The organism is Mycolicibacterium arcueilense, from assembly GCF_058536225.1.
The window spans coordinates 1,482,364-1,504,166 of sequence record NZ_JBZTYL010000007.1 but is presented as its reverse complement, the minus strand read 5'-3'; the positions used below and the strand labels follow the sequence as shown (position 1 = coordinate 1,504,166).

At 67.2% G+C, this 21,803-nt stretch carries 27 protein-coding genes; 12 read left to right on the top strand and 15 right to left on the bottom strand.

What is annotated here, in order from left to right; genetic code table 11:
* Nucleotides 1-2 precede the first annotated feature (2 nt).
* Genes AC4LGL_RS11570 through hypD form a run of 6 tightly spaced genes read left to right on the top strand, consistent with a single transcriptional unit; the run spans nucleotide 3 to nucleotide 4,717 of the window.
* Complete coding sequence (locus tag AC4LGL_RS11570; RefSeq protein WP_491838814.1) at nucleotides 3-752, top strand: DUF6390 family protein; 750 nt, start codon at nucleotides 3-5, stop codon at nucleotides 750-752.
* On the top strand, nucleotides 749-1,510 hold the full coding sequence (locus tag AC4LGL_RS11565; RefSeq protein WP_491838813.1) for a phosphoheptose isomerase family protein: 762 nt from the start codon (nucleotides 749-751) through the stop codon (nucleotides 1,508-1,510). Before AC4LGL_RS11570 ends, AC4LGL_RS11565 begins: the two co-directional genes overlap by 4 nt.
* Nucleotides 1,511-1,514: 4 nt before the next feature.
* Nucleotides 1,515-2,189: a D-sedoheptulose-7-phosphate isomerase gene (locus AC4LGL_RS11560; protein ID WP_491838812.1), complete on the top strand. Its 675-nt coding sequence runs from the start codon at nucleotides 1,515-1,517 to the stop codon at nucleotides 2,187-2,189.
* Nucleotides 2,186-3,286: a hydrogenase expression/formation protein HypE gene (gene hypE, locus AC4LGL_RS11555; RefSeq protein ID WP_491838811.1), complete on the top strand. Its 1,101-nt coding sequence runs from the start codon at nucleotides 2,186-2,188 to the stop codon at nucleotides 3,284-3,286. The genes AC4LGL_RS11560 and hypE overlap by 4 nt, the downstream gene beginning before the upstream one ends.
* Nucleotides 3,287-3,303: 17 nt before the next feature.
* Nucleotides 3,304-3,576, top strand: coding sequence for a HypC/HybG/HupF family hydrogenase formation chaperone (locus tag AC4LGL_RS11550; protein ID WP_491838810.1), 273 nt, complete (start codon nucleotides 3,304-3,306; stop codon nucleotides 3,574-3,576).
* A 16-nt stretch (nucleotides 3,577-3,592) separates the two neighbouring features.
* Nucleotides 3,593-4,717, top strand: a complete 1,125-nt coding sequence (gene hypD, locus AC4LGL_RS11545) for a hydrogenase formation protein HypD (protein ID WP_491838809.1) — start codon at nucleotides 3,593-3,595, stop codon at nucleotides 4,715-4,717.
* Between the two features lie 10 nt (nucleotides 4,718-4,727).
* Here the strand turns inward: hypD and AC4LGL_RS11540 are convergent, their stop codons facing one another.
* From AC4LGL_RS11540 to AC4LGL_RS11530, 3 genes are read right to left on the bottom strand one after another with little or no spacing between them, the layout of a single operon-like run.
* Nucleotides 4,728-4,931 carry a hypothetical protein gene (locus AC4LGL_RS11540; protein WP_055113216.1) on the bottom strand — a complete coding sequence of 68 codons (204 nt, stop codon included), beginning with the start codon at nucleotides 4,929-4,931 and terminating at the stop codon, nucleotides 4,728-4,730.
* A 60-nt stretch (nucleotides 4,932-4,991) separates the two neighbouring features.
* Nucleotides 4,992-5,186, bottom strand: a complete 195-nt coding sequence (locus AC4LGL_RS11535; RefSeq protein ID WP_491838808.1) for a DUF3046 domain-containing protein — start codon at nucleotides 5,184-5,186, stop codon at nucleotides 4,992-4,994.
* 9 nt (nucleotides 5,187-5,195) lie between these two features.
* Entirely contained in the window at nucleotides 5,196-6,368 is a 1,173-nt protein-coding gene (locus AC4LGL_RS11530; protein ID WP_491838807.1) for a glycosyltransferase, read from the bottom strand.
* A gap of 41 nt (nucleotides 6,369-6,409) precedes the next feature.
* On the opposite strand from AC4LGL_RS11530, the gene AC4LGL_RS11525 reads away from it, so the two are divergent.
* Entirely contained in the window at nucleotides 6,410-6,844 is a 435-nt protein-coding gene (locus AC4LGL_RS11525) for a limonene-1,2-epoxide hydrolase family protein (protein ID WP_055113210.1), read from the top strand.
* Between the two features lie 7 nt (nucleotides 6,845-6,851).
* On the opposite strand, the gene pspM is transcribed toward AC4LGL_RS11525, so the two are convergent.
* The 5 genes from pspM to pgsA all read right to left on the bottom strand — a co-directional run bounded on the left by pspM (nucleotide 6,852) and on the right by pgsA (nucleotide 10,239).
* Nucleotides 6,852-7,670, bottom strand: coding sequence for a phage shock envelope stress response protein PspM (gene pspM, locus AC4LGL_RS11520; protein ID WP_491838806.1), 819 nt, complete (start codon nucleotides 7,668-7,670; stop codon nucleotides 6,852-6,854).
* 20 nt (nucleotides 7,671-7,690) lie between these two features.
* A complete protein-coding gene (pspA, locus tag AC4LGL_RS11515) occupies nucleotides 7,691-8,506 on the bottom strand; it encodes a phage shock protein PspA (RefSeq protein WP_491838805.1) in 816 nt (271 codons plus the stop codon).
* Between the two features lie 227 nt (nucleotides 8,507-8,733).
* On the bottom strand, nucleotides 8,734-9,075 hold the full coding sequence (clgR, locus tag AC4LGL_RS11510) for a transcriptional regulator ClgR (RefSeq protein WP_491838804.1): 342 nt from the start codon (nucleotides 9,073-9,075) through the stop codon (nucleotides 8,734-8,736).
* A 92-nt stretch (nucleotides 9,076-9,167) separates the two neighbouring features.
* Entirely contained in the window at nucleotides 9,168-9,656 is a 489-nt protein-coding gene (locus AC4LGL_RS11505) for a CinA family protein (protein ID WP_491838803.1), read from the bottom strand.
* Nucleotides 9,634-10,239 carry a CDP-diacylglycerol--glycerol-3-phosphate 3-phosphatidyltransferase gene (pgsA, locus tag AC4LGL_RS11500; protein WP_491838802.1) on the bottom strand — a complete coding sequence of 202 codons (606 nt, stop codon included), beginning with the start codon at nucleotides 10,237-10,239 and terminating at the stop codon, nucleotides 9,634-9,636. The genes AC4LGL_RS11505 and pgsA overlap by 23 nt, the downstream gene beginning before the upstream one ends.
* A gap of 42 nt (nucleotides 10,240-10,281) precedes the next feature.
* Between pgsA and AC4LGL_RS11495 the strand changes: the two genes are divergently transcribed.
* Nucleotides 10,282-10,803 (top strand): amino-acid N-acetyltransferase, encoded by a 522-nt coding sequence (locus AC4LGL_RS11495; protein WP_491838801.1) that lies wholly within the window; start codon nucleotides 10,282-10,284, stop codon nucleotides 10,801-10,803.
* Between the two features lie 108 nt (nucleotides 10,804-10,911).
* Here the strand turns inward: AC4LGL_RS11495 and AC4LGL_RS11490 are convergent, their stop codons facing one another.
* Nucleotides 10,912-13,491 carry an FtsK/SpoIIIE family DNA translocase gene (locus AC4LGL_RS11490; protein ID WP_491838800.1) on the bottom strand — a complete coding sequence of 860 codons (2,580 nt, stop codon included), beginning with the start codon at nucleotides 13,489-13,491 and terminating at the stop codon, nucleotides 10,912-10,914.
* Between the two features lie 158 nt (nucleotides 13,492-13,649).
* On the opposite strand from AC4LGL_RS11490, the gene AC4LGL_RS11485 reads away from it, so the two are divergent.
* From AC4LGL_RS11485 to AC4LGL_RS11475, 3 genes are all read left to right on the top strand, one after another.
* A complete protein-coding gene (locus tag AC4LGL_RS11485) occupies nucleotides 13,650-13,964 on the top strand; it encodes a putative quinol monooxygenase (RefSeq protein WP_055113196.1) in 315 nt (104 codons plus the stop codon).
* 63 nt (nucleotides 13,965-14,027) lie between these two features.
* Nucleotides 14,028-14,855 carry a mycofactocin-coupled SDR family oxidoreductase gene (locus AC4LGL_RS11480; RefSeq protein WP_491839337.1) on the top strand — a complete coding sequence of 276 codons (828 nt, stop codon included), beginning with the start codon at nucleotides 14,028-14,030 and terminating at the stop codon, nucleotides 14,853-14,855.
* On the top strand, nucleotides 14,852-15,721 hold the full coding sequence (locus AC4LGL_RS11475; protein ID WP_491838799.1) for an SAM-dependent methyltransferase: 870 nt from the start codon (nucleotides 14,852-14,854) through the stop codon (nucleotides 15,719-15,721). The genes AC4LGL_RS11480 and AC4LGL_RS11475 overlap by 4 nt, the downstream gene beginning before the upstream one ends.
* Here AC4LGL_RS11475 and AC4LGL_RS11470 read toward each other — a convergent pair.
* Complete coding sequence (locus AC4LGL_RS11470; protein WP_491838798.1) at nucleotides 15,718-16,125, bottom strand: group III truncated hemoglobin; 408 nt, start codon at nucleotides 16,123-16,125, stop codon at nucleotides 15,718-15,720. The genes AC4LGL_RS11475 and AC4LGL_RS11470 overlap by 4 nt on opposite strands.
* A 185-nt stretch (nucleotides 16,126-16,310) precedes the next feature.
* On the opposite strand from AC4LGL_RS11470, the gene AC4LGL_RS11465 reads away from it, so the two are divergent.
* Entirely contained in the window at nucleotides 16,311-16,748 is a 438-nt protein-coding gene (locus tag AC4LGL_RS11465; RefSeq protein ID WP_491838797.1) for a hypothetical protein, read from the top strand.
* Here the strand turns inward: AC4LGL_RS11465 and AC4LGL_RS11460 are convergent.
* The 5 genes from AC4LGL_RS11460 to AC4LGL_RS11440 all read right to left on the bottom strand — a co-directional run bounded on the left by AC4LGL_RS11460 (nucleotide 16,734) and on the right by AC4LGL_RS11440 (nucleotide 21,707).
* Nucleotides 16,734-17,408, bottom strand: coding sequence for a hypothetical protein (locus tag AC4LGL_RS11460; RefSeq protein ID WP_491838796.1), 675 nt, complete (start codon nucleotides 17,406-17,408; stop codon nucleotides 16,734-16,736). The two genes, AC4LGL_RS11465 and AC4LGL_RS11460, sit on opposite strands and share 15 nt — an antisense overlap.
* 47 nt (nucleotides 17,409-17,455) lie before the next feature.
* Nucleotides 17,456-19,132: a ribonuclease J gene (locus AC4LGL_RS11455; protein WP_491838795.1), complete on the bottom strand. Its 1,677-nt coding sequence runs from the start codon at nucleotides 19,130-19,132 to the stop codon at nucleotides 17,456-17,458.
* Nucleotides 19,132-19,980 carry a 4-hydroxy-tetrahydrodipicolinate synthase gene (gene dapA / locus AC4LGL_RS11450; protein ID WP_491839336.1) on the bottom strand — a complete coding sequence of 283 codons (849 nt, stop codon included), beginning with the start codon at nucleotides 19,978-19,980 and terminating at the stop codon, nucleotides 19,132-19,134. Before dapA ends, AC4LGL_RS11455 begins: the two co-directional genes overlap by 1 nt.
* Before the next feature lie 112 nt (nucleotides 19,981-20,092).
* Nucleotides 20,093-20,845, bottom strand: coding sequence for an FAD-dependent thymidylate synthase (gene thyX, locus AC4LGL_RS11445; RefSeq protein ID WP_491838794.1), 753 nt, complete (start codon nucleotides 20,843-20,845; stop codon nucleotides 20,093-20,095).
* Between the two features lie 46 nt (nucleotides 20,846-20,891).
* Nucleotides 20,892-21,707, bottom strand: a complete 816-nt coding sequence (locus AC4LGL_RS11440) for a hypothetical protein (protein WP_491838793.1) — start codon at nucleotides 21,705-21,707, stop codon at nucleotides 20,892-20,894.
* Nucleotides 21,708-21,803 lie beyond the last annotated feature (96 nt).

Below are 21,803 nucleotides of genomic sequence, written 5' to 3'. Positions count from 1 at the left end.
CCATGACCGCACTGCCGACACAGCCACTGCCCGCCGGATACCGACTGTTCGCCCGGTATGCGTTCCCGCCGAACGAACTCGGATACTGCGGTCCCGCGGGCCCGGCAGTCACGCCCGGCGAAGATACGTCCGAGTTCGCCTCACACGCACGGGAATTCGACGGTGCATGGCCCTACCTGCAGGCCATCGCCGAGGCAGTCGGCGCCGGCCCGCTGGACGCGGAGGTGGTTCGAGGCTATTGGGTCGGCGGACCGCTCCTGGGCCGGGTAGATCCGAGCATCCTGCTGGACCAGCTACGGGCGGCATTCCAGGGGCAAGTGACCGGAGGGCTCGACACGGTGTCCGCTGCGGGGACATCCGCCGGCACGGTACTGGCCCACCACAGCTTCCACGTGTTCGTTGTATACCCGTGGGTCCGATTCCTGGACCGGGATCCGGACACCGCGTTGAGGGTTCTCCAGAACTGCCGGATCCGTTGGGGCACAGTCACCACGGTCGAGGACGAGCATGTCGTCGTCGAGTCCTGCCCGTTGGTGCTGGACGGCAGTCGCCTCACGCTCGGTGAGCCCGTCGCCGAGCGGACCCGGTGGAGCCGGGACGGGAAATCTCTGACGAACCCGCCCACTCCGGGTGACACCGTGTCCGCTCACTGGGACTGGGTATGCGACACACTGACCGCCGATGAGACCTCGGCGCTGGCCTACGCCACCCGCGCCACCCTCGACCTGGTGAATACAGGAGGTCGACCATGAGTACGACGACACCGACCGTCACCCCACCCACCGGCGCCGGGCCGCCGGGCACATCCTTCGTGGACACCGATCTGGCCGCCGATCTGGCCACAGCCGCGTTGGATGTAGCCCGGAAATTCCACGACGGTGCCACGCTCTGGGTGATTGCGCCCCAATGGGAACCGCACGCCCATCACGTGGCCGTCGAGTTCGTCCACCCGGTCATCGTCGGCAAACGCGCCCTGCCCTCGGTGGCGCTGGTCGAGCCCGATCCGGTGGCCCAGGCCAGGGTCGCCAGCCAGCCCGGAGATCTGCTTCTGGCGGTGGCGTCGGCCGACCAGCCGGCGGCCGTCGACACCATGCGGCGGGCCGCGGCGTGGGGTGTCACGACATTGTGGATCGGCTGCGGCCCGCGCCCTCCGGCCGGTGCCGCCCACCACATCCTGTGGATCGACTCCGACGACCCGATGGTCCCGGCCACCGGCCGGTTCGTCCTGATCTACCACCTGCTCTGGGAGCTCACCCACGTGTGCTTCGAACATCCCGGCCTGTTGACGCCCGCGCCCGCAGACACCGGGCCGGCCTGCGTCACGTGCGGCGACGAAGGTCGGGCGGCCGAAGTCGTGATCGCACCTGCCGAACCAGGTGGGCGGGCGCTGGTCCGCAGTGCCGCCGGAGAGGAATGGGTGGAAACCGCGATGGTCGGTCAGATGAGGGTCAACGACCTGATCCTGGTGCACGCGGGTACCGCGATCGCGCAGATGACGGAAGTCAGGTGACATCATGACCGACACTGAGAGCACCGGATTCCTCTACCCGTTCATCGAGTCCGAAGAGACCGATGTGCGGGCGCTGCTCGACGACCTGGCCGCATCGGCACGCGGAAAGGCCACCGAAAGCGCCCGGCTGCAACAGGAATCACTACAGGAGTACGACTCGGGCCTGACCGCGGCGGGGACCGCGATGGCCGATCGCTTCCTGCGCGGTGGGCGCCTGTACACCCTGGGCAACGGTGGCAGCTCCACCGATGCAGCCACCCTGGCCTCCCTGTTCAGCCGGCCCGCGAGGGGAAGGCCGGTGGCGGCCTGGTCGCTTGCTGCCGACGAGGCGGTGGTCACGGCGCTGGGCAACGACGTGGGTTTCGACCTGATCTTCAAACGCCAGATCATCGCGCACGCCCGCGATCGCGACATCGCCATCGCACTGTCCACGTCGGGTAACTCCGAAGACCTCATGACGGCCATCGCCGAGGCCAAGATGCGCGGCGTGCTCACCATCGGATTCTCCGGGCACGACGGCGGACGAATGGAGATCGTAGCCGGGGAGTCCGGGGATCTGGATTTCTGTTTCACGGTGCACAGCCAGAGCATTCATCGCATCCAGGAGAGCCACGCGATGCTCGGTTACCGGCTGTGGGCAGTGGTGCAGGACCAGATGTCGCAGGCGTACGCATCATGAGCACCGTCGCCACCTCGACCGCAGCCCAACGCGAGGACCGCGTGCTGGAGCGGATCGAGAAATTCCGGCAGCGGCGCCCACGACTGATCGACGAGGTCGTGACCCTGGCCCACGGCGCCGGCGGAAAGTCCTCGGCCGCACTGGTCGACGCGGTCTTCGTCGAGGCGTTCCGCAACCCCGAACTCGAACAGCTCGGGGACGCCGCGGTCCTGCGGACCCCGTCGGGTGACACGCTGGCGTTCTCTACCGATTCGTATGTGGTTGCCCCACACCGCTTCCCGGGCGGGTCGATCGGGCATGTCGCGGTGCACGGAACCATCAACGACCTGGCGGTCTCGGGCGCCCACCCCCAATGGCTGTCGGCGGGCTTCGTCATCGAAGAGGGATTCCCGATCGCCGAGCTGCGCGAGATCGTCGCCGACATGAGCGAGGCCGCCGCACGGGCCGGGGTCCAGATCGTCACGGGCGACACGAAAGTCGTCGGTAAGGGTGCCGCCGACGGTATGTACATCTGCACAGCCGGAGTCGGAGTCGTGCCGGCGGGCAGACATCTCTCGCGCGAGAGTGTGCGTGCCGGGGACCGGGTACTGCTGTCCGGCACGATCGGTGACCACGGAATGGCGGTCATGCTGGCGCGCGGTGACCTGGCCATCGACGCCGACATCGCCTCTGACACCGCACCTTTGCACGAACTCGTCGAGATCCTGCTGGCCGCCGCCCCGTCCACGCGGTGGATGCGCGACGCCACCCGCGGAGGCGTCGGCACGGTGTGCAACGAGCTGGCCAAGGACTCACCGTTCGCGGTGATCCTCGACGAGGACCGCATTCCCATCGAGCCACAGGTCGCGGGTGCCTGCGACCTGCTGGGCATCGACCCCCTCTACGTCGCGAACGAAGGGAAATTCCTCGCGATCGTCCCGGCCGACGAGGCCGACGCTGCGGTGACCGCGTTGCACGCACATGCGCAGGGCGCCCGGGCCACGGTGGTCGGCGAGATCGTCGCCGAGCCGCCCGGAATCGTCGCGCTACGTACCGCCTTCGGCGGCAGCCGGATCGTCGACATGCTCGTGGGCGATCCGCTCCCCCGGATCTGCTAGGTGAAAGGAGCAGTCCCATGTGTCTGGGCATTCCCGGCCAGGTCGTCGACATCGTCGACGCCGAGGCCCACCTCGCCAAGGTCGATGTCAACGGGGTACGCCGGGTCATCAGCGTGCGCCTGCTCGCCGACGACAACCTGCAGGTCGGCGACTGGGTACTGGTGCACGTCGGGTTCGCGATGGCCAAAATCGACGAGCACGAGGCGAAGCTGACGCTCGACCAGGTACAGAAAATGGGCGCCGACTACACGACCGAGATCGACGCGTTCAATTCTTCCGAAATCGCCTGACGCAAAGAGGTGTCGCATGAAGTTCGTCGACGAATTCCGGGACCCGGCGGCCGCCCGCGTCCTGGTGAAAGCGATCACCGAGCTCGCCGCCGGTGACGAGTTCAAGTTCATGGAAGTCTGCGGCGGCCACACCCACACCATCTACCGGCACGGGATCGAGCATCTGCTGCCGGAGTCGATCGAACTGGTCCACGGGCCCGGATGCCCGGTGTGCGTGATCCCCATGGGCCGGGTCGACGACGCGATGTGGTTGGCCGAACAGCCCGGCGTCATCTTCACCACCTTCGGCGACATGATGCGGGTGCCCGGGTCCAACGGCAACCTCATCGAGGCCAAGGCCCGCGGCGCCGACGTCCGCTTCGTCTACTCACCGCTCGATGCACTGAAGATCGCCCGCGACAATCCCGACCGCCATGTGGTGTTCTTCGCGGTCGGATTCGAGACCACGGCGCCGTCCACCGCCGTCACCCTGGTGCGCGCCCGCGCACTCGGCGTCGGCAACTTCAGCGTGTTCTGCAATCACGTCACCATCGTCCCGCCGATCAAAGCCATCCTGGAGTCACCCGACCTGCGACTATCGGGGTTCCTGGGGCCCGGCCACGTCTCGACTGTGGTCGGTCTGCGCCCCTACCGCTTCGTGCCTGCCGTCTACCACAAGCCGATCGTGGTGGCGGGCTTCGAACCGCTCGACATCCTGGCTTCGGTGCACATGCTGCTGCGCCAGATCCGTGACGGCCGCTGCGAGGTGGAGAACCAGTACACCCGGGTGGTGCGGCCGGAAGGCAACACCGCGGCGCTGAAACTGATGGCGGAGACGTTCGAACTACGGCCGCACTTCGAATGGCGCGGGCTCGGCTTCATCTCGCAGAGCGCGCTCAAGATTCACCCCGACTATGCCGCCTACGATGCCGAGCTGATCTTCGAGATGCCCGGGGTACGGGTTGCCGACCCCAAGGCCTGCCAGTGCGGTGAGGTGCTCAAGGGCGTCATCAAGCCATGGGAATGCAAGGTCTTCGGAACGGCCTGCACACCGGAAACCCCGATCGGCACCTGCATGGTGTCCCCGGAGGGCGCCTGCGCGGCCTACTACAACTTCGGCAGATTGCACAGAGAAACTGCACAGCTGTTGCTGCGGCATTAGCGATGGGGGTTCAGCGACGCCAGTTCGGAAAGTTGTCGAGATCCCGCAGCGTCATGACGAACCCGACCGCGCCGACGGCGATGGCCAGGAAGTATCCGAGGGCCGCCGGCCACCCGGCCAGCGTCGACGCGACCAACCAGCACAGCAGTACTGCTGCGATCACCAGCAGAACACCGTAAAGAGGTGTCCGCATCGGGTGGTCACCAAGACCCATGACTCCGGTATACGCCGAATCGGTGGCGGGGAAAAGACCCGTCAGCTCACCGGTGGCTGTTCACCACTGCTCGCGCGGGACGTCGAAGTCCGCACACAACGCCCGCCACACGCTGCGCGGCTCCACCCCGTCCTCGATGGCCTGCGCGGCGGTACGGCCGTCGAGGGCCGCCAGCACATGGTCGACGAGCAGCGAACGACCCCGCATCGCGCCGAACTGGCCGTCCACGAGCTCATTGAATTCGGTCAACCGCACGGGCCCAACCTACCCAGTGCCCGCCAGTGCGTCATGGCACACCCGTACCGGATCCGCCACCTCGGCGATCGAGGCGCCGGCGCGCTCAGCGGCCGCCCGGTAGGACGATGCCCCGAGGACGGTGTCGACCGCCGCGGTGAGCGCCTCCCCGGAAAGTGGCCGCACCAGCTGCGCACTACCTTGGCGCACAACGCGATTGGCGATCTCCCACTGATCACCGCCACCCGGCACCACCACCATCGGCACACCTGCCAGCAGCGCCTTGGACACCAGACCGTGCCCGCCACCGCAGATCACCAGATCGGCGTGCGACAGCAGCTCGTCCTGACGGCCGAGCCCCACTGCCGCCCACGGCGGCACCTCCACGTCGGCCCCGCCGAGCCGCGACACCACCACGCGGGCCCCCTCGGGCAGTGTCTGGCCCGGGCGTAGCGACTCCAACACCAGTTCGGCCATCCCCTGCGTCCCGGTGGTCGCGGTAGACGGCGCCACCATCACCACCGGGCCCGAGCCCGGCGGCACGGTCAGCACCGCCTCGGTCGGTTCGAAGTGCAGCGGACCCACCACCACGGCCTCGGCCGGCCAATCCGGGCGCGGCACCTCCAGTGCGGGCAGGGTGGCGATCAAGCGCCGCAACGGGCCGGGGTCGGCCGCGGGCAGGCCGATCGCGGCGCGCACCCCGGCCCGCTCGGCCAGACCCGCCCGCACAGACCGCGCGGTCAGGGCCCGCATGACGGTGTCGCGGAGTCGTCCCCGGATACCGACGCCCGGGGCCAGCCCGCTGCCGAGCGGCGGCAACCCCTTCGACGGCAGGTACAGCGGATGCGGGTTGAGCTCCACCCACGGCAATCCGAGCAGCTCGGCAGCCAGCCCGCCGCAGGCGGTGATCACATCGGAAACCACCAGGTCCGGGCGCAGTTCGCGCAGTCCGGGGACGTTGAGTTCCGCCATGCGTCCGGCACGTTGGTGGATCTTGGCGCCGGCGTCGGCGTCGTCGTCACCATCGGCGGGATCGAGGCCGGCGAGCTCGATGGCATCGATGCCGGCAGCCCGTGCGGTTTCGAGCCATTCCACCCCGGTCAGCAGCGTCGGGGAATCCCCCGCGGCAAGGAACTTCAGGCACAACGCAAGGGCCGGGAAGGCATGTCCGGGATCGGGCCCGGCGACCACCGCTACGCGCACCGGCCTACCTTGCCACAGCCATCTCCCACTAGGCTTCGGGCATGCCTGACCAATCCACCACCGCAACGCAGACTCCGACCGCCACGGTCGAGACGTTCCTCAACGCGCTGCAGGAGCAGGACTTCGACACCGCCGAGACGACGCTGGCGCAGAACCTCGTCTACCAGAACGTCGGTTTCCCGACCATCTACGGGCGCAACCGCGCGGTGAAGCTGTTCCGGTCGATGCCGGCCTGGATGGGCTTCGAGGTGAAGATCCACCGGATCGCCGCCGACGGCGCCGCTGTACTCACCGAGCGCACCGATGCGCTCACGTTCGGGCCCCTACGCCTGCAGTTCTGGGTGTGCGGGGTGTTCGAGGTGCACGAAGGCCGGATCACGCTGTGGCGGGACTACTTCGACATGTTCGACATGGTCAAGGCAACGGTGCGCGGCCTCGTCGGTGTGGTCGTGCCGTCGCTGCGCCCGTCGCTCTGACGGCGAATCAGGCGCGGCGCAGCTGACCGAGTTCGTCGAACGCCTGCGCCCATCCGACCAGACGATCGGTGGCGCCGGTCAATTCGTTGCGGTAGCGCTGTTGAGACAACGGCGACGCCGCACTTTGGCCACCGTTCACCGTGGATACGAGTTGCGCTGCAGCAGTGACCATTTCGTTGTACTGCCGCACGCCCTGACCGAGCTGGGCGGTGAAGGCGTTGATGGTGGGCACCAGGTGCTGGCGAGACTGTGGAGCGCTGCTGATCGCGCGCTCCATCGAGACCACCTCCGTGGCGGTGGCCGCCATGGTCCGCGCGGTCTGATTGGCCACCGTGGTCAGTTCCCGCAGTTCGTCGGCGGGCAGCATCCGCCCGCGCTCCAGTACGCCGAGCAGTGAGAACATGCCCCGCTCAGAGGCCATCAGCGCCGACATGGGCTGACGGGCGGCCGAGCCCCACGGTGGTAACCGACGTCCCGAGACCGGCCGCTCCGCCGGCAGCGGTTCCGCGCGCAGCCAGCGGTAACGCAGCCAGAACAACGTCGCGGGGAACGCCGCACCGGCCGCGATCGCGCCGGCGATGATCAGGCCCCAGACCGGTGTGCTCCACGACGCCAGCAGCGCCGTCACGAGCACCCAGAATCCGGTGGCCAGGGTGAAGAACACCCCGAAGCGCAACGCCCACCGCCGCTTGCGCAACAGCTTTGCGCGCGGATCGGCGGCGGCGCTGAGCTTCTCGGTCAGGGCTCCGGACAGGTCTGCCGCGGTGTCAATCCCCCGTTGCACCAACGATTTCCAGGCCTCGGGTCGACCGGTCTTGGTAGCCATGATCTAGAACACTCGAATCTCTACTGGCCGAGCGGATTCTCGGGGGTGGCAGGAGTCTGGTTGGCTGCCGGGGTGGCCGGGGTGGACGGGGTGGCTCCGCCGCTGGGCAGCGCATCGCCGCGCATCGACGCCCGGATCTGCTCGAGCCGGGAATGGCCGGCCATCTGGACGCTGGCCTGCTGTACCTCCATCATGCGGCCCTGCACCGAGTTCTGCGCCAGCTCGGCCTGGCCGATGGCGTTGGCGTAGCGGCGCTCGATCTTGTCGCGAACCTCGTCGAGGCTCGGGGTGTTGCCGGGTGCGGCGACCTCACTCATCGAACGGAGCGAGGCACTGACCTGCTCCTGCATCTTCGCCTGCTCGAGCTGGGACAGCAGCTTGGTGCGCTCGGCGATCTTCTGCTGCAGCATCATCGCGTTCTGCTCGACAGCCTTCTTGGCCTGCGCGGCGGCCTGCAGGGCCTGATCGTGCAGACCCTTGAGGTCCTCGACGCTCTGCTCGGCGGTGACGAGCTGAGCGGCGAACGCCTCGGCGGCGTTGTTGTACTCGGTGGCCTTGGCCGCGTCACCGGCCGCGGTGGCCTGATCGGCCAGCGTCAGCGCCTGGCGCACATTGACCTGCAGCTTCTCGATGTCGGCGAGCTGCCGGCTGAGTCGCATCTCAAGCTGGCGCTGGTTGCCGATGACCTGGGCGGCCTGCTGGGTCAGGGCCTGGTGTTGCCGCTGCGCGTCCTCGATGGCCTGCTGGATCTGCACCTTCGGGTCGGCATATTCGTCGACCTTGGAGCTGAACAGCGCCATCAGGTACTTCCATGCCTTGACGAACGGATTGGCCATGGGTTCGTTCCGCCTTATCTGTCGGGCTTGTCTGTCAGGCTTGCCCAGCAAGCCGGTGCTCGGGTCCTACTGCTCTTCAGGTTGCCGCAATTCCTCTGATGCCAACTTATCGGTTCTGGACAGGCAGCCACAGTCCCGTCGACTGTTCGCGTGGGTGTTTTGCGAAATTCGTACCCGCCCGCGAACAGCGCGGTCAATCCGGCATCGGCGGTGGCGTCAGGCTCCGGTCACGCGACGGCCATCGACACGACCTGCGGGATGACCACCTTGGTCGACGCATCGATGTGGGCGACGTTGGCAGCCACATCGGGACGGACGGCTGCCGAGGCGTGTTCACGCTCGGCCATGCTCTCACCGGCATCGGTGAGCACCCGCGAGAGCGGAACGTCCAGCGCGTCGCAGATGGCGCTGAGCAGTTCGCTGGAGGCCTCCTTGCGGCCCCGCTCGACTTCGGAGAGATACCCGAGGCTGACCCGGGCCGAGTCGGACACTTGACGCAACGTCCGACCCTGTTCGGTGCGGGCGTTACGCAGCACGTCGCCAATCACCTCACGCAGCAATGCCGTCATCGTGCCCTCCTTCGCCTGGCGGTCGCAGGTCCGCTGACTGACCAACGCCGCGGACCACCGCATGGTTCCCGCCGTCCGGTTGCAGATCTGGGTTACTGATTCTCGACCAGGAAACGCAGCCGGGTGATCGCCTCGTCGACGGCGGCGCGGCGGATGTCCCAGCGTGAGCCGGATAGGGCCAGCTCGACGACGTCCGTGTCGACCGGGCCGGCCAGGCCGATGAACACCGTGCCCACCGGGTGTCCGCCGTGCGGTTCCGGCCCGGCCACGCCGGTCAGGCCGACACCCCAGGTGGCCGCGCACCGCTGCCGGGCGCCGACCGCCAATGCCCGCGCGGTGGGTGCAGCGACCGGGCCGACCGCGTCGAGCACCTGCGGGGCCACGCCGGCCAGCCAGATCTTGGTGTCCTCGTTGTAGGTGATCAGTCCGCCCTGTAGCACCGCACTGGCCCCTGTCACGCCCGCGAGCGTCGCGGCGAGCAGGCCGCCGGTCAGCGACTCGGCGGTGGCCACGCTCTGTGAGCGCACCGTCAGGTCGGCGACCAGCGCCCTGGCGTCATCAGTGAGCAGCGGATCGTCCACGTGAATCCCTGATCGCGGAGAGGACGTAATCGGCGCCGGTGAGCACGGTCAGCACCACGGCGGCCCACATGATCGCCCAGGCCACATCGAGCCAGATGTCGGGCCACGAATGCAGCGGAAGGACGAACAACCCGATCGCGACGGCCTGCACCAGTGTCTTGAGCTTGCCGCCACGGCTGGCCGGGATCACTCCGTGACGCAGCACTGCGAATCGCAGCACCGTGATTCCGATCTCACGGGTCAGTACCACCGCGGTGATCCACCAGGGCAGATCGTGCAGCATCGAAAGGCCGATCAGCGCCGCGCCGATCAGTGCCTTGTCGGCGATCGGATCGGCCAGGGTGCCGAACTCGGTGATCATGCCGTAGCTGCGGGCCAACGCACCATCGAGGTGGTCGGTGATCACCGCGACCGCGAACACCGCGAAAGCGGCGATCCGCCAGCCGGATTCATGACCGTCGCCGACGAACAGAAATACGAGGAAGACCGGAACCAGCACCATTCGCACACCGGTGAGCACGTTGGCGAGGTTGGCCACGCGCGCACGCGGGACCACCGGATCGGTAGAAGGTTGGCCCGGCACCGCAACAGAATATCGGTTGCCGTAACCGATACTCTTGCGCCTGTGAACCCAGGCAGTGTCGAGCCGCGCAAACACCCTGTGGTGCGCCGCGCCCGCACGTCCGATGTCCCGGCGATCAAGGGCCTCGTCGACGTCTATGCGGGCAAGATCCTGCTGGAGAAGAACCTGGTCACGCTGTACGAGGCGGTCCAGGAATTCTGGGTCGTCGAACTCGACGATGAGCTGGTGGGATGCGGCGCGCTCCACGTGTTGTGGGCCGATCTCGGTGAGGTGCGCACCGTGGCGGTGCATCCGAAAGTCCGCGGCACCGGCGTGGGGCATGTTCTCGTCGAGCAGTTGCTCGACGTCGCCCGCGAGTTGCGCCTGAGCCGTATCTTCGTGCTGACCTTCGAAGTCGACTTCTTCGGCAAGCACGGTTTCGAGGAGATCGACGGCACCCCGGTGACCGCCGAGGTGTACGAGGAGATGTGCCGCTCGTACGACACCGGTGTGGCGGAGTTCCTCGACCTGTCCTACGTCAAGCCCAACACGTTGGGCAATACCCGGATGTTGTTGACGCTCTGAAGAGTGCGCTGCTCGACGCCGCTCCCCGCCTTGTCACGCTGGAGTGGCCGCCGGGCTCGAGCGCCACTCCGGCGTGACAATCGTCGTCGCGGCGGCTACGAAAGCGCGCTAGAACTCGTCGGGATCGTCGTCCGCGTCGGCACCGTTCGCGTCGGACCCGCCGCGGATCAGCATCAGCGTGCCGGCCAGCTCGTCGGGCTTGACGAGCACCTCGCGGGCCTTGGAGCCCTCGGACGGCCCGACTATCTGTCGGGTCTCCATCAGGTCCATGAGCCGGCCCGCCTTGGCGAAACCGACGCGCAGCTTGCGCTGCAGCATCGAGGTGGAGCCGAACTGCGAGGACACCACGAGCTCGACGGCCTGCAGGAAGACATCCATGTCGTCGCCGATGTCCGGGTCGACGTCCTTGCGCTCGCCGGCCTTGACCGCGGTGACACCCTCGACGAACTCCGGCTCGGCCTGGGTCTTGGTGGCCTCGACGACGGCGTGGATCTCCTCGTCGGTGATGAACGCGCCCTGCATGCGCAGCGGCTTGTTGGCGCCCATCGGCAGGAACAGGCCGTCGCCCATGCCGATCAGCTTCTCGGCGCCTGGCTGGTCCAGGATGACGCGGCTGTCGGTGAGTGACGAGGTCGCGAACGCAAGCCGGGACGGCACGTTGGTCTTGATCAGACCGGTGACGACGTCCACCGACGGCCGCTGGGTGGCGAGCACCAGGTGGATACCGGCGGCACGGGCTTTCTGTGTGATGCGGACGATGGCGTCCTCGACGTCACGCGGTGCGGTCATCATCAGGTCGGCGAGCTCGTCGACGATGGCCAGGATGTAGGGGTAGGGCTTGTAGACCCGCTCGCTACCCAGCGGCGTGCTGATCTCGCCCGAACGCACCTTCTCGTTGAACACGTCGATGTGGCGGACCCGGGACGCCTTCATGTCCTGGTAGCGCTGTTCCATCTCCTCGACCAGCCAGGCCAGTGCCGCGGCGGCCTTCTTGGGTTCGGTGATGATCGGCGTGATGAGGTGCGGAATGCCTTCGTACGGCGTGAGTTCCACCATCTTCGGGTCGATCAGGATCATCCTGACCTCTTCCGGGGTGGCCCGCGCCAACAGTGAGACCAGCATGGAGTTGACGAAGCTGGACTTACCGGAGCCGGTCGACCCAGCCACCAACAGGTGCGGCATCTTGGCCAGGTTGGCCGAGACGAAGTCGCCCTCGATGTCCTTGCCCAGGCCGATCACCAGCGGGTGGTGGTCGCGACGCGTCGACGGCGCGGTGAGCACGTCGGACAGTCGCACCATCTCGCGGTCGGAGTTGGGCACCTCGATGCCGACGGCGGACTTGCCGGGGATCGGGGCCAGCATGCGCACGCTCTCGGTGGCGACGGCGTAGGCGATGTTGCGGTGCAACGCGGTGATCTTCTCGACCTTCACACCGGGTCCGAGTTCGACCTCGTAGCGGGTGACGGTCGGCCCGCGGGTGCAACCGGTCACGGCGGCGTCGACCTTGAACTGTTCCAGCACCGAGGTGATGGCGTCGGTCATCTGATCGTTGGCCGCGGTGCGCAGCTTCGGCGGGTCGCCGGCGATCAGCAGATCCAGCGCAGGCAGGGTGTACGGACCCTCGACCACCCGGTCCATGACGAGGGTGTCATCAGAGGATTTGGCCTTCGGCTCGGATTTGACTTCGGCCCTCTTGCGGGGGCGCGGCTTGACCGCGGGCTCGGGAACGGTCGGCGCGTCGGTGTCCTCGGGCAGCGGGTAGTTGTCCATCGGCGTGCCGGCCGGCGCCTTGGGGGCTTCGATGGCGGCTGTCGGCCAGGTCTGGGCGTCGCCGCGCGACGCGTCGTCGTCGTAGTAGCCGTCGGACAGATCGTCGGAGTCGTCGTCCTCGTACTCATCGACGTAGTCGTCGTCGTACTCGTCATCGTCGTAGTCGTCGTGGAACGCCCGGGTGCTGAACATGGTCCGCAGGGTCGAGGGCACCTCGCGGATCGTCGTCCCGGTGACCAACAACAGACCGAACAGCACACCCATGAACAACAGCGGTGCGGCGATCCACTCGGTCAGGCCGTCCGACAGGGGCCCACCGATGGCGAAGCCGACGAATCCGGCGGCATGCTGGCGCGCGACGGGGTCCTGCGGCGATCCCGACCAGAGGTGCCACAGGCCTAGCAACGGCAGCGCGATCATGGCCGATCCCAGGATCAGCCGGGGCCGGGACTCGGGGTCCGGCTCGGTGCGCATCAGGACGACGGCGATGGCGCCGAGAATGACGGGCACCAGCACCACCGGTCCACCGATCAGGGTGCGTACGGCAGTGTCGATCCACTGACCCACCGGACCGGCCGCATGGAACCAGGAACTGGCGGCCACCACGACCGCGATACCCAGCAGCGCGAGCGCGAGACCGTCGCGGCGGTGTCCGGGTTCGATATCGCGGGCCCGGCCCACCGAGCGGGCGGTCGATCCGGCTCCCTTGGCCAGCATCAGCCAGCCGGCGCGGGCACCCTGGCCGAGCTTCTGGCCCGCGGCAGAGACAGGTGAGGCCTGGGGCCGGCGTGCGGGCTTACGCCGCGGCGCAGCCGGGCGCCCCTTGCGGGCCGGCGCCGGACGCCGCGAACCGCCCCGCGAGCTGGCATTCGACCTGCTCGAACGCGCTCCGGATCGGCCGGCGGTCTTGTTAGCCATGTCCGCAAGCCTAGTCGCACATGCCCCACAATCACCATGTGCCACACGGGTCACAAGACGGTCTCAAATGACACTTAGCCATACGAACCATTTTCGTCGGGTTATCGCCTAGGGTGGACAGTCGTCCAGTTTCGGTTCTCATGAGGAGTTCTGCACCTATGCCAGTTGTTGTCGTCGCCACCATGAAGGCCAAGCCCGAGTCCGTCGACGCCGTGCGCGAGGCCTGCACCAACGCCGTCGCGGCCGTGCACGACGAGCCGGGCTGCCAGCTGTATTCACTGCATGAGTCCGACGGCACGTTCGTCTTCGTCGAGCAGTGGGCCGACGCCGACGCACTCAAGACCCACAGCACCGCTCCGGCCATCGGCACCCTGTTCGGCTCGATCGGCGAGCTGCTCGACGGCGCTCCCGATATCAAAATGTTGCAGCCCGTAGTGGCGGGTGACCCCGCCAAGGGACAGCTGCGCGGCTGATGAGCGCTTGCGCGAAGAAGAAATGGCACTGATGAGCGCTTGCGCGAAGAAGAGATGGCACTGATGTCTGCTGCCGCTCCCCTGGCCGGGAAGGTCGCGTTCATCACCGGCGCCGCGCGCGGCCAGGGCCGGGCGGAGGCCCTGCGACTGGCCGCCGACGGGGCCGACATCATCGCGATCGATCTGTGCGATCAGATCGAATCGGTGCCCTATCCCCTCGCCACGCCCGACGATCTGGCCGCGACGGTCAAGCTCGTGGAGGACGCAGGTGGCCGGATCGTGGCCATACAGGCCGATGTCCGTGACGAGCACGCGCTGCGGGCAGCGCTGCAGACCGGGATTGACCGGTTCGGCCGGCTCGACATCGTCGTCGCCAACGCCGGGATAGCCCCGATGCAGTCGGGCCCCGACGGCTGGCGCGACGTCGTCGACGTGAACCTGACTGGCGCGCACCACACTGTCGAGGCGGCGATTCCGATCATGGTCGCCCAGGGTGACGGCGGGTCGATCGTGCTGATCAGCTCGGCGGCGGGACTGATCGGTGTGGGCGGCGGCGACCGCGGTTCGCTCGGCTACACCGCAGCCAAGCACGGCGTGGTCGGACTGATGCGGGCGTACGCCAACTTCCTGGCCCCGCACAGCATTCGGGTCAACACGATCCACCCCACCGGGGTCGACACCCCGATGATCAACAACGAGTTCACCCGCGGGTGGCTGAAACACATCGCCGAGGAGTTGAACGCACCGACCGATTTCAGCAATGCGCTCCCGGTGCAGGTGATCCAGTCGGAAGACGTCGCGAATGCGGTGGCGTGGCTGGTGTCCGATCAGGCGCGCTACATCACCGGGGTGACACTTCCGGTGGATGCGGGCATCGTCAACAAGCGATGAGCAATCCCGTCGCCGCAACAGCCGTCGGCCCGATGGTGCTGGCCGCCGTCGAACAGTACGAGCCGGTGCAGCGACGGTTGGTCGACGACGACATGGCGCTGTCATTCCTGCCGGCCGGCGTGCGTGCCTTCACCCGGACCGCGCGCTGGTCGGTTGCCCGCAGACTTCTGATCCAGGCCACCGAACGGTCGGGCCCGGGACTGTGGGCGAACCTGACCTGCCGCAAGCGTTACCTCGGCGACAAGCTCACCGAGGCGTTGCCCGATATCGACGCGGTCGTGATTCTCGGCGCCGGCCTCGACACCAAGGCCTACCGACTCGCGCGACACAGTGCGGTGCCGGTGTTCGAAGTGGATCTGCCGGTCAACATCGAGCGCAAACGCTCGGTGGTGCACAGCGCGCTGGGTGCCGTTCCCCCGTCGGTGCACCTGGTTCCGGTGGATTTCGAAAACGACGATCTGGCCGCCGAACTCGCCCGGCATGGCCACCGCAGCGACCACCGCACCTTCTTCATCTGGGAAGGCGTGACGCAGTATCTGACCGCCGACGGTGTCGCGTCGACATTCGAGTTCCTCCGTTCGGCAGCACCGGCGAGCCGAATCGCATTCACCTACGTCCGTAGCGATTTCATCGACGGCACGAATCGCTATGGTGCCGAATCGCTGTATCGCCGGTTCCGGATCCGCAGTCAACTGTGGCAGTTCGGGCTCGAACCGGACCGGGTGCCGGCCTTCATCGAGCCCTACGGCTGGCAGCTGGCCGAGCAGGCCGGGCCCGACTACCTCACCGAGCACTACATTTCGCCGGCCGGGCGGAAGCTGACCGCTTCTCAGGTGGAATGGACCGCCTACGCCGAAAAGCGTTAGCAGGCAACCAGAGCGTCGAGTTCGGCGGCGTCGGTCCCGGCCAGTCTCCGGTGCATGGCCTTGGCGATGCGCCCGGCCTGGAGCTTGGCCCGCTCGGCATGTGGACCCTCGAAGAGCTCGTCGACAGTATCGGTCCACAGCGTCAGCCAACGCACGAAATGCTGTGCCGCCAACGGATGACGGGCGTGCAGTTCACGGTGCACGGTCAGGGCGCTGCCCCGGTAGAGCCCGGCACGGAACAGCACGGTCTCCCAGAAGTCCCCCATGACCGGGATGTGATACCTCAGCCCTTTGACGCGCAGCTCGGTGAACGGCTCGGCAAGCACGGGATCGGAAAGCGCCTTGCTGTAGAACCGCCACAGCAGCAGCTCCACATCGTCACGCCCCGCCAGGTCTTCAGCCATCGGACAGATCCCTTTCCAGGCCGGTCGCACGCCTGCCCCTAGTTTCTACAACAATTGATTGTATAAACTCTAGCCATGATCACCTCGCTGATCCACCTCAGGCTGATGTGGCGGGCTTTGGCAAGCTGGCAGGCGCCTGTCGGGCGCAAGATCGGCCGAGCAGTCGGCCCGTTGGGAGGAATGTGATGAATGCCGGTCTGGCTGTCGCGATAGCCGTCGCCTTCTGCTGGCTGGGCATGGTGCTGGCGATCTCGTTCATCGAGGCGCCGCTGAAGTTCCAGGCCCCGGGTGTGACGCTGCAGATCGGACTCGGCATCGGGCGCAGGGTCTTCCGCGCACTCAACGCGGTGGAAACCGCATTCGCCGTCGTCATCATCGTGATCGTCGCCGTACACCGCCCGTCACCCGGCGTGATTGTTGCTTTCGCGATTGCCGTCGCGGCACTGGCGGTGCAGTTGATCGCGGTGCGGCCCAAGCTCATTCAGCGTTCCAACGCTGTCCTTGCCGTCGCCCCGGGCGACGAGGCGGAGTCACGTTCGCAGGCGCATTACTACTACGTCGGGTTCGAGCTCATCAAGGTGGTCGCACTGTTGGCCGGCGGGGTCCTGCTACTGGCCGGCTGACTCCGCGCTGAGCGTATTGACCTTCACCACAAGGCCTTTCGAATACGGACGCTGCGGGTCGCGCGGGTTTTCCTCCGGGAGGATGAATCGCCACCCGTTGCCCGGATTCTTGTCACTGGCCACCAGAAACCCGCCCCGGGCGGCAGGGCCGGCGAGTTCCTCGGCGACGCGAATTGGGCCATCGGCGAACAGATCGCCGGCCTGAGCCTGCACCGTCGGGTCTGAAGCCAATCGCCCCAGCCAGGTGGTCATCACATCATGGACGTACGTCGCCTGAGCATCGGACAACCTTGCGTCGATCAGGATCGCCGAATTGGAATCGGGCAAACCCGCCGGGTACACGTCGCACAGCACGCCTCCGCGCGTGGCCCGGTCGTAGAAGCGACGCATCAGCAACGGAATCCCGAATTTGGTGGCACCAAGGTAGAACGCGCAGAACACCACCACAAATCCCGCAACGACAACCATGTTCTGGTGCCCTTGGGTGGCGAAGGCATAGGCCGTCACGCTGAAGAAGATGACAGCCGCGATGACCATCATTCCCACCATCACACGAATCGTGTGCGGATACTCCACAACGCGCTTGACATCGTCCGATGTACTGAACGGTGGAAGCGGGCGGCGTCGTTCCAATGGCACCTGTGGTGCGGGATGGCTCACCGACCCAATCTAACCGGCCCGGCGGGTCGCCCGGTGCACCTTTTCGGCTAGATCTCGATGACGGTCGGAACGATCATCGGCTGGCGTCGGTAGGTCTCGCCCACCCACTTGCCCACGGTGCGCCGGACGGCCTGCGCGATGCGGGTGGGGTCGGTGATGTGATCGGCGGCAAGGCTTTCCAGCTCCCGCTCGACGTTGCGGGCGACCGCCTCCAGCGCCTTCGGATCCTCCGAGAACCCGCGGGAATGCAGATGCGCGGGCGCGGCCGGCTTTCCGGTCTCGCGGTGGATCACGACTGTCACCGCCACGAAACCCGAGGACAGGATGAGGCGTTCACCGAGTGTGGCGTCACCGACATCCCCGGTGATCAACCCGTCGACGAACATCTTGCCGACGGTCACCGCACCGGAGATCGACGCCTTGCCGGCGACGAGGTCCACGCTCACACCGTTCTCGGCCAGCACGATGTTCTCCTGCGGCACCCCGGTGCTTGCGGCCAGCGCCGCATTGGCGCGCATGTGCCGCCAGGTGCCGTGCACCGGCATCACATTGCGGGGCCGCACCCCGTTGTAGAGGAACAGCAGCTCACCCGCATAGGCGTGGCCGGAAACGTGAACGCGCGCTTGGGCATTGGTGACAACGCGGGCGCCGATCTTGGCCAGCGCGTCGATGACTCCGTAGACCGCTTCCTCGTTGCCCGGGATCAGCGACGAGGACAGGATGATCAGATCGCCCGCCGTCAGCGTGATACTGCGATGCTCGCCACGCGACATCCGCGACAGCGCGGCCATCGGCTCGCCCTGCGTGCCGGTGGTGATCAGCACGACCTTGTCGGCCGGCATCATCTCGGCCGCTCCGATGTCGAGGATGTCGGAATCGGCCACCCGCAGATAGCCGAGCTCGCGGGCGATGCCCATGTTGCGCACCATCGAGCGCCCGACGAACGAGACCCGCCGGCCCAGTGCGACGGCGGCGTCGACGATCTGTTGCACGCGATCGACGTTCGACGCGAAGCACGCCACGATCACCCGGCCCTCGGCGCCGCGGATCAGCCGGTGCAGCGTCGGGCCGACCTCGCTCTCCGACGGGCTGACACCCGGGTGCTCGGAGTTGGTCGAGTCACACAGGAACAGATCGACACCGGCATCGCCGAGCCGCGACATACCCGGCAGGTCGGTCGGGCGGCCGTCGAGCGGCTGCTGGTCGAGCTTGATGTCGCCGGTGTGCAGCACCGTGCCGGCGCCGGTGTGGATCGCCACGGCCAGACACCCCGGGATCGAGTGGTTGACCGCGAAGTATTCGCATTCGAAGACGCCGTGCTGGCTGCTCTGCCGCTCGCCGACCTCGACGAAGACCGGCTTGATCCGGTGTTCACGGCACTTCTCGCGGATCAGCGCGATGGTGAACTTCGAGCCGACCACCGGGATATCCGGACGCAGCTTGAGCAGGTAGGGAATCGCTCCGATGTGGTCCTCGTGCGCATGGGTGACGACGAGGGCTTCGACATCCTCCAGCCGGTCCTCGACGTGACGCAGGTCCGGCAGGATCAGGTCCACGCCGGGCTCGTCGTGGCCGGGGAACAGCACCCCGCAGTCCACGATGAGCAGCCTGCCCAGGTGCTCGAAGACCGTCATGTTGCGGCCGATCTCGCTGATTCCGCCCAGCGCGGTAACTCGCAGACCGCCGGGGGCCAGGGGCTTGGGGGGCGCGAGTTCGGTGCTCACTATCGCAACACCGCTGCCGCGCGCATGTCGGTGGCCAGCGCCTCGATCTCAGCCGGGGTGGCGGGAATCTGCGGCAGCCGCGGCAGACCGGCATCGAATCCCTGCAACCGCAGGCCTTCCTTCGACATGGTGACTCCGCCGAGGTGAGCCTGGGCGCGGGCCAGGGGGGCCAGCGACACGTTGATCTTGCGGGCCGTGGCGATATCGCCAGAATTGAACGCGGTCAACATGTCCCGCAACTGACCTGCGGCCAGATGTCCCCAGACGCTGACGAAGCCGACGGCGCCCATGGCCAACCACGGCAGGTTCAACGTGTCGTCGCCGGAGTAGTACGCCAGCCCGGTCTCGGCGAGCATCTCGCCTCCGCCGTGCAGATCGCCCTTGGCATCCTTGACACCCACGATGTTCGGGTGAGACGCCAGGGCGCGGATGGTCTCCCATGCGATCGGGATCGACGAACGCGGAGGAATGTCGTAGAGCAGGTTCGGCAGGTCGGTGGCATCGGCCACGGCCGTGAAGTGCGCAAGCAGGCCGGCCTGCGGGGGCCGCGAGTAGTACGGCGTCACCACGAGCAGGCCGTGTGCCCCCTCGGCGGCGCAGGCCTTGGCCAGGTGCACGCTGTGCGCGGTGTCATAGCTGCCCGCCCCGGCGACGATGCGGGCCCGGTCCCCCACGGCCTCCAGCACCGTGCGCAGGAGCGCGAGCTTCTCGTCATCGGTGGTGGTCGGCGACTCACCGGTGGTGCCCGAGAGCACCAGGCCGTCGCAGCCGGCGTCGATCAGGTGATTGGCCAGGCGGGAGGCAGCCTCGAGATCGAGCGAGCCGTCGGGCTTGAACGGCGTCACCATTGCGGTCAACACCGTGCCCAACTGCGCCGTTACATCGATTCCGCTCGTACTCACGCGCCAAGATTACCCTGGGTCGATCGGACCTCCGTCGCCGTACCAACCGGCGACTCCGTCAAGCCTCCGTCGCCAAAGGCGAGGTAGCCACCTCACTACCATCCGCCAGCGTCGAAATCTCGAAATCGGAGAACACCGCCGGAGCCGCCTCCACGAGCTCACGCAGACAGGCGATCGCCAGCCTGCGGATCTCCACATCGGCATGTTCACTGGCCCGCATCGCGATGAAATGGCGCCAGGCGCGGTAGTTGCCGGTGACCACGATGCGGGTCTCGGTGGCATTGGGCAGCACCGCCCGGGCGGCCTGTCTGGCCTGCTTGCGACGCAGGACCGCGTTGGGTTGGTCGGCGAACTTGGCCTCCAGCCGATCCAGCAGCTCGGTGTAGGTCGCGCGGCTGGCGTCGGCCGCCGCGGTGAAGATCTGCACCAACTCCGGGTCGTCCTCGAAGCCAGGCGGAACCACCACCTCGGCGTCGTTCTCGGGGACATAGCGCTGCGAGAGCTGTGAGTAGGAGAAATGCCGGTGCCGGATCAGCTCGTGGGTGGCCGACCGGGATATGCCGCTGATGTAGAAGGACACCGATGCGTGTTCGAGCACCGAGAAGTGGCCGACGTCGATGATGTGGCGGATGTAGCTCGCGTTGGTCGCCGTTCGTGGATTGGGCTTCGACCAACTCTGGTAACAGGCCCGGCCGGCGAACTCGGTGAGCGCAGGCCCGCCCGCGGCATCGGTGCTCCACGGCACGTCAGGCGGTGCCTGGAATTCCGTCTTGGCGATCAGCTGCACGCGCAGCGGCGCGATCTCGGCCACCCGCCCACCCTACTGTCGAGGTGCAGGCGGACCGCACCAATGTGCCTCATCGGTAGATGGTGGCGACCCACGGTTGGGCGCAGAAGTGCTGAGCCGCGGTCGCCGGATCGATACCGGCGGCTTTCATCGCCGCGGTCCGCGTGGCCAGTGCGCCCGGTAGATAGTCGTCGTTGGAGAGGGCGCAATCGACGTTGCCGTTGCGGATCCACTCACGGGTGTCGCCCGGGCGCTTCGGCCAGTCCGGGACCTGGACGTCGAGTGCGACGGCTTCAGCCAGGACGTCGGCGTCCCACCGGTAGAGGGTGACGGCTCCCGCGGCCGCGCCGGAATGCGCGTAATTCCCGAAGAACCCTTCGGGCGTTCGATAGAACTGCCGAAATCCGAACAGTTCGCCGGCACGGACGAAGTGCGTCGGCTGTCCGGTCGGCCGCCACACCGCCATGGGCTCGCCACCCGTTCCGCCTCTTCCGGTGACGACCAGCAGGACCGGGGTGCCGCTCTGGTCGATGTCCTGCAGCACTGCGGCCACCCCGGTCTGGCCGATCTTGTCGGTGGGTTCGCGGAACTCCTGGACGGTTGTGTCACCGCGTCGGACGCTGAACGACCACGCCGGGTCGCTGGACACGGTGATGCTCGAATCGCCGTCGAGAGTCAGTGTGCAGCGGATGTTTTGGTGATCCAACGCCGGTTCGAAGGAGATCGACACGGAGGCGCACGGCGGCAGTGCCTGTGGTCCTGCGGTGTTCGTGGCACCGGCCGAGGACGTCGTCGGCGTCTCGGGTGCGGGTCGCTCCGGTGTGCATCCGCCCAGCAACAGTGCCACCGCAACGACGGCCGCCGAACCCCACCCCCGGATCTGCATCGTCAGATCGTATTGCCGGAAATGCCGCTACTATCGCGCGATTTTCTCCGCCAAGATGAAAGGCAAGCTTCTGGCTTCATCCAGCGTGGGGGGACG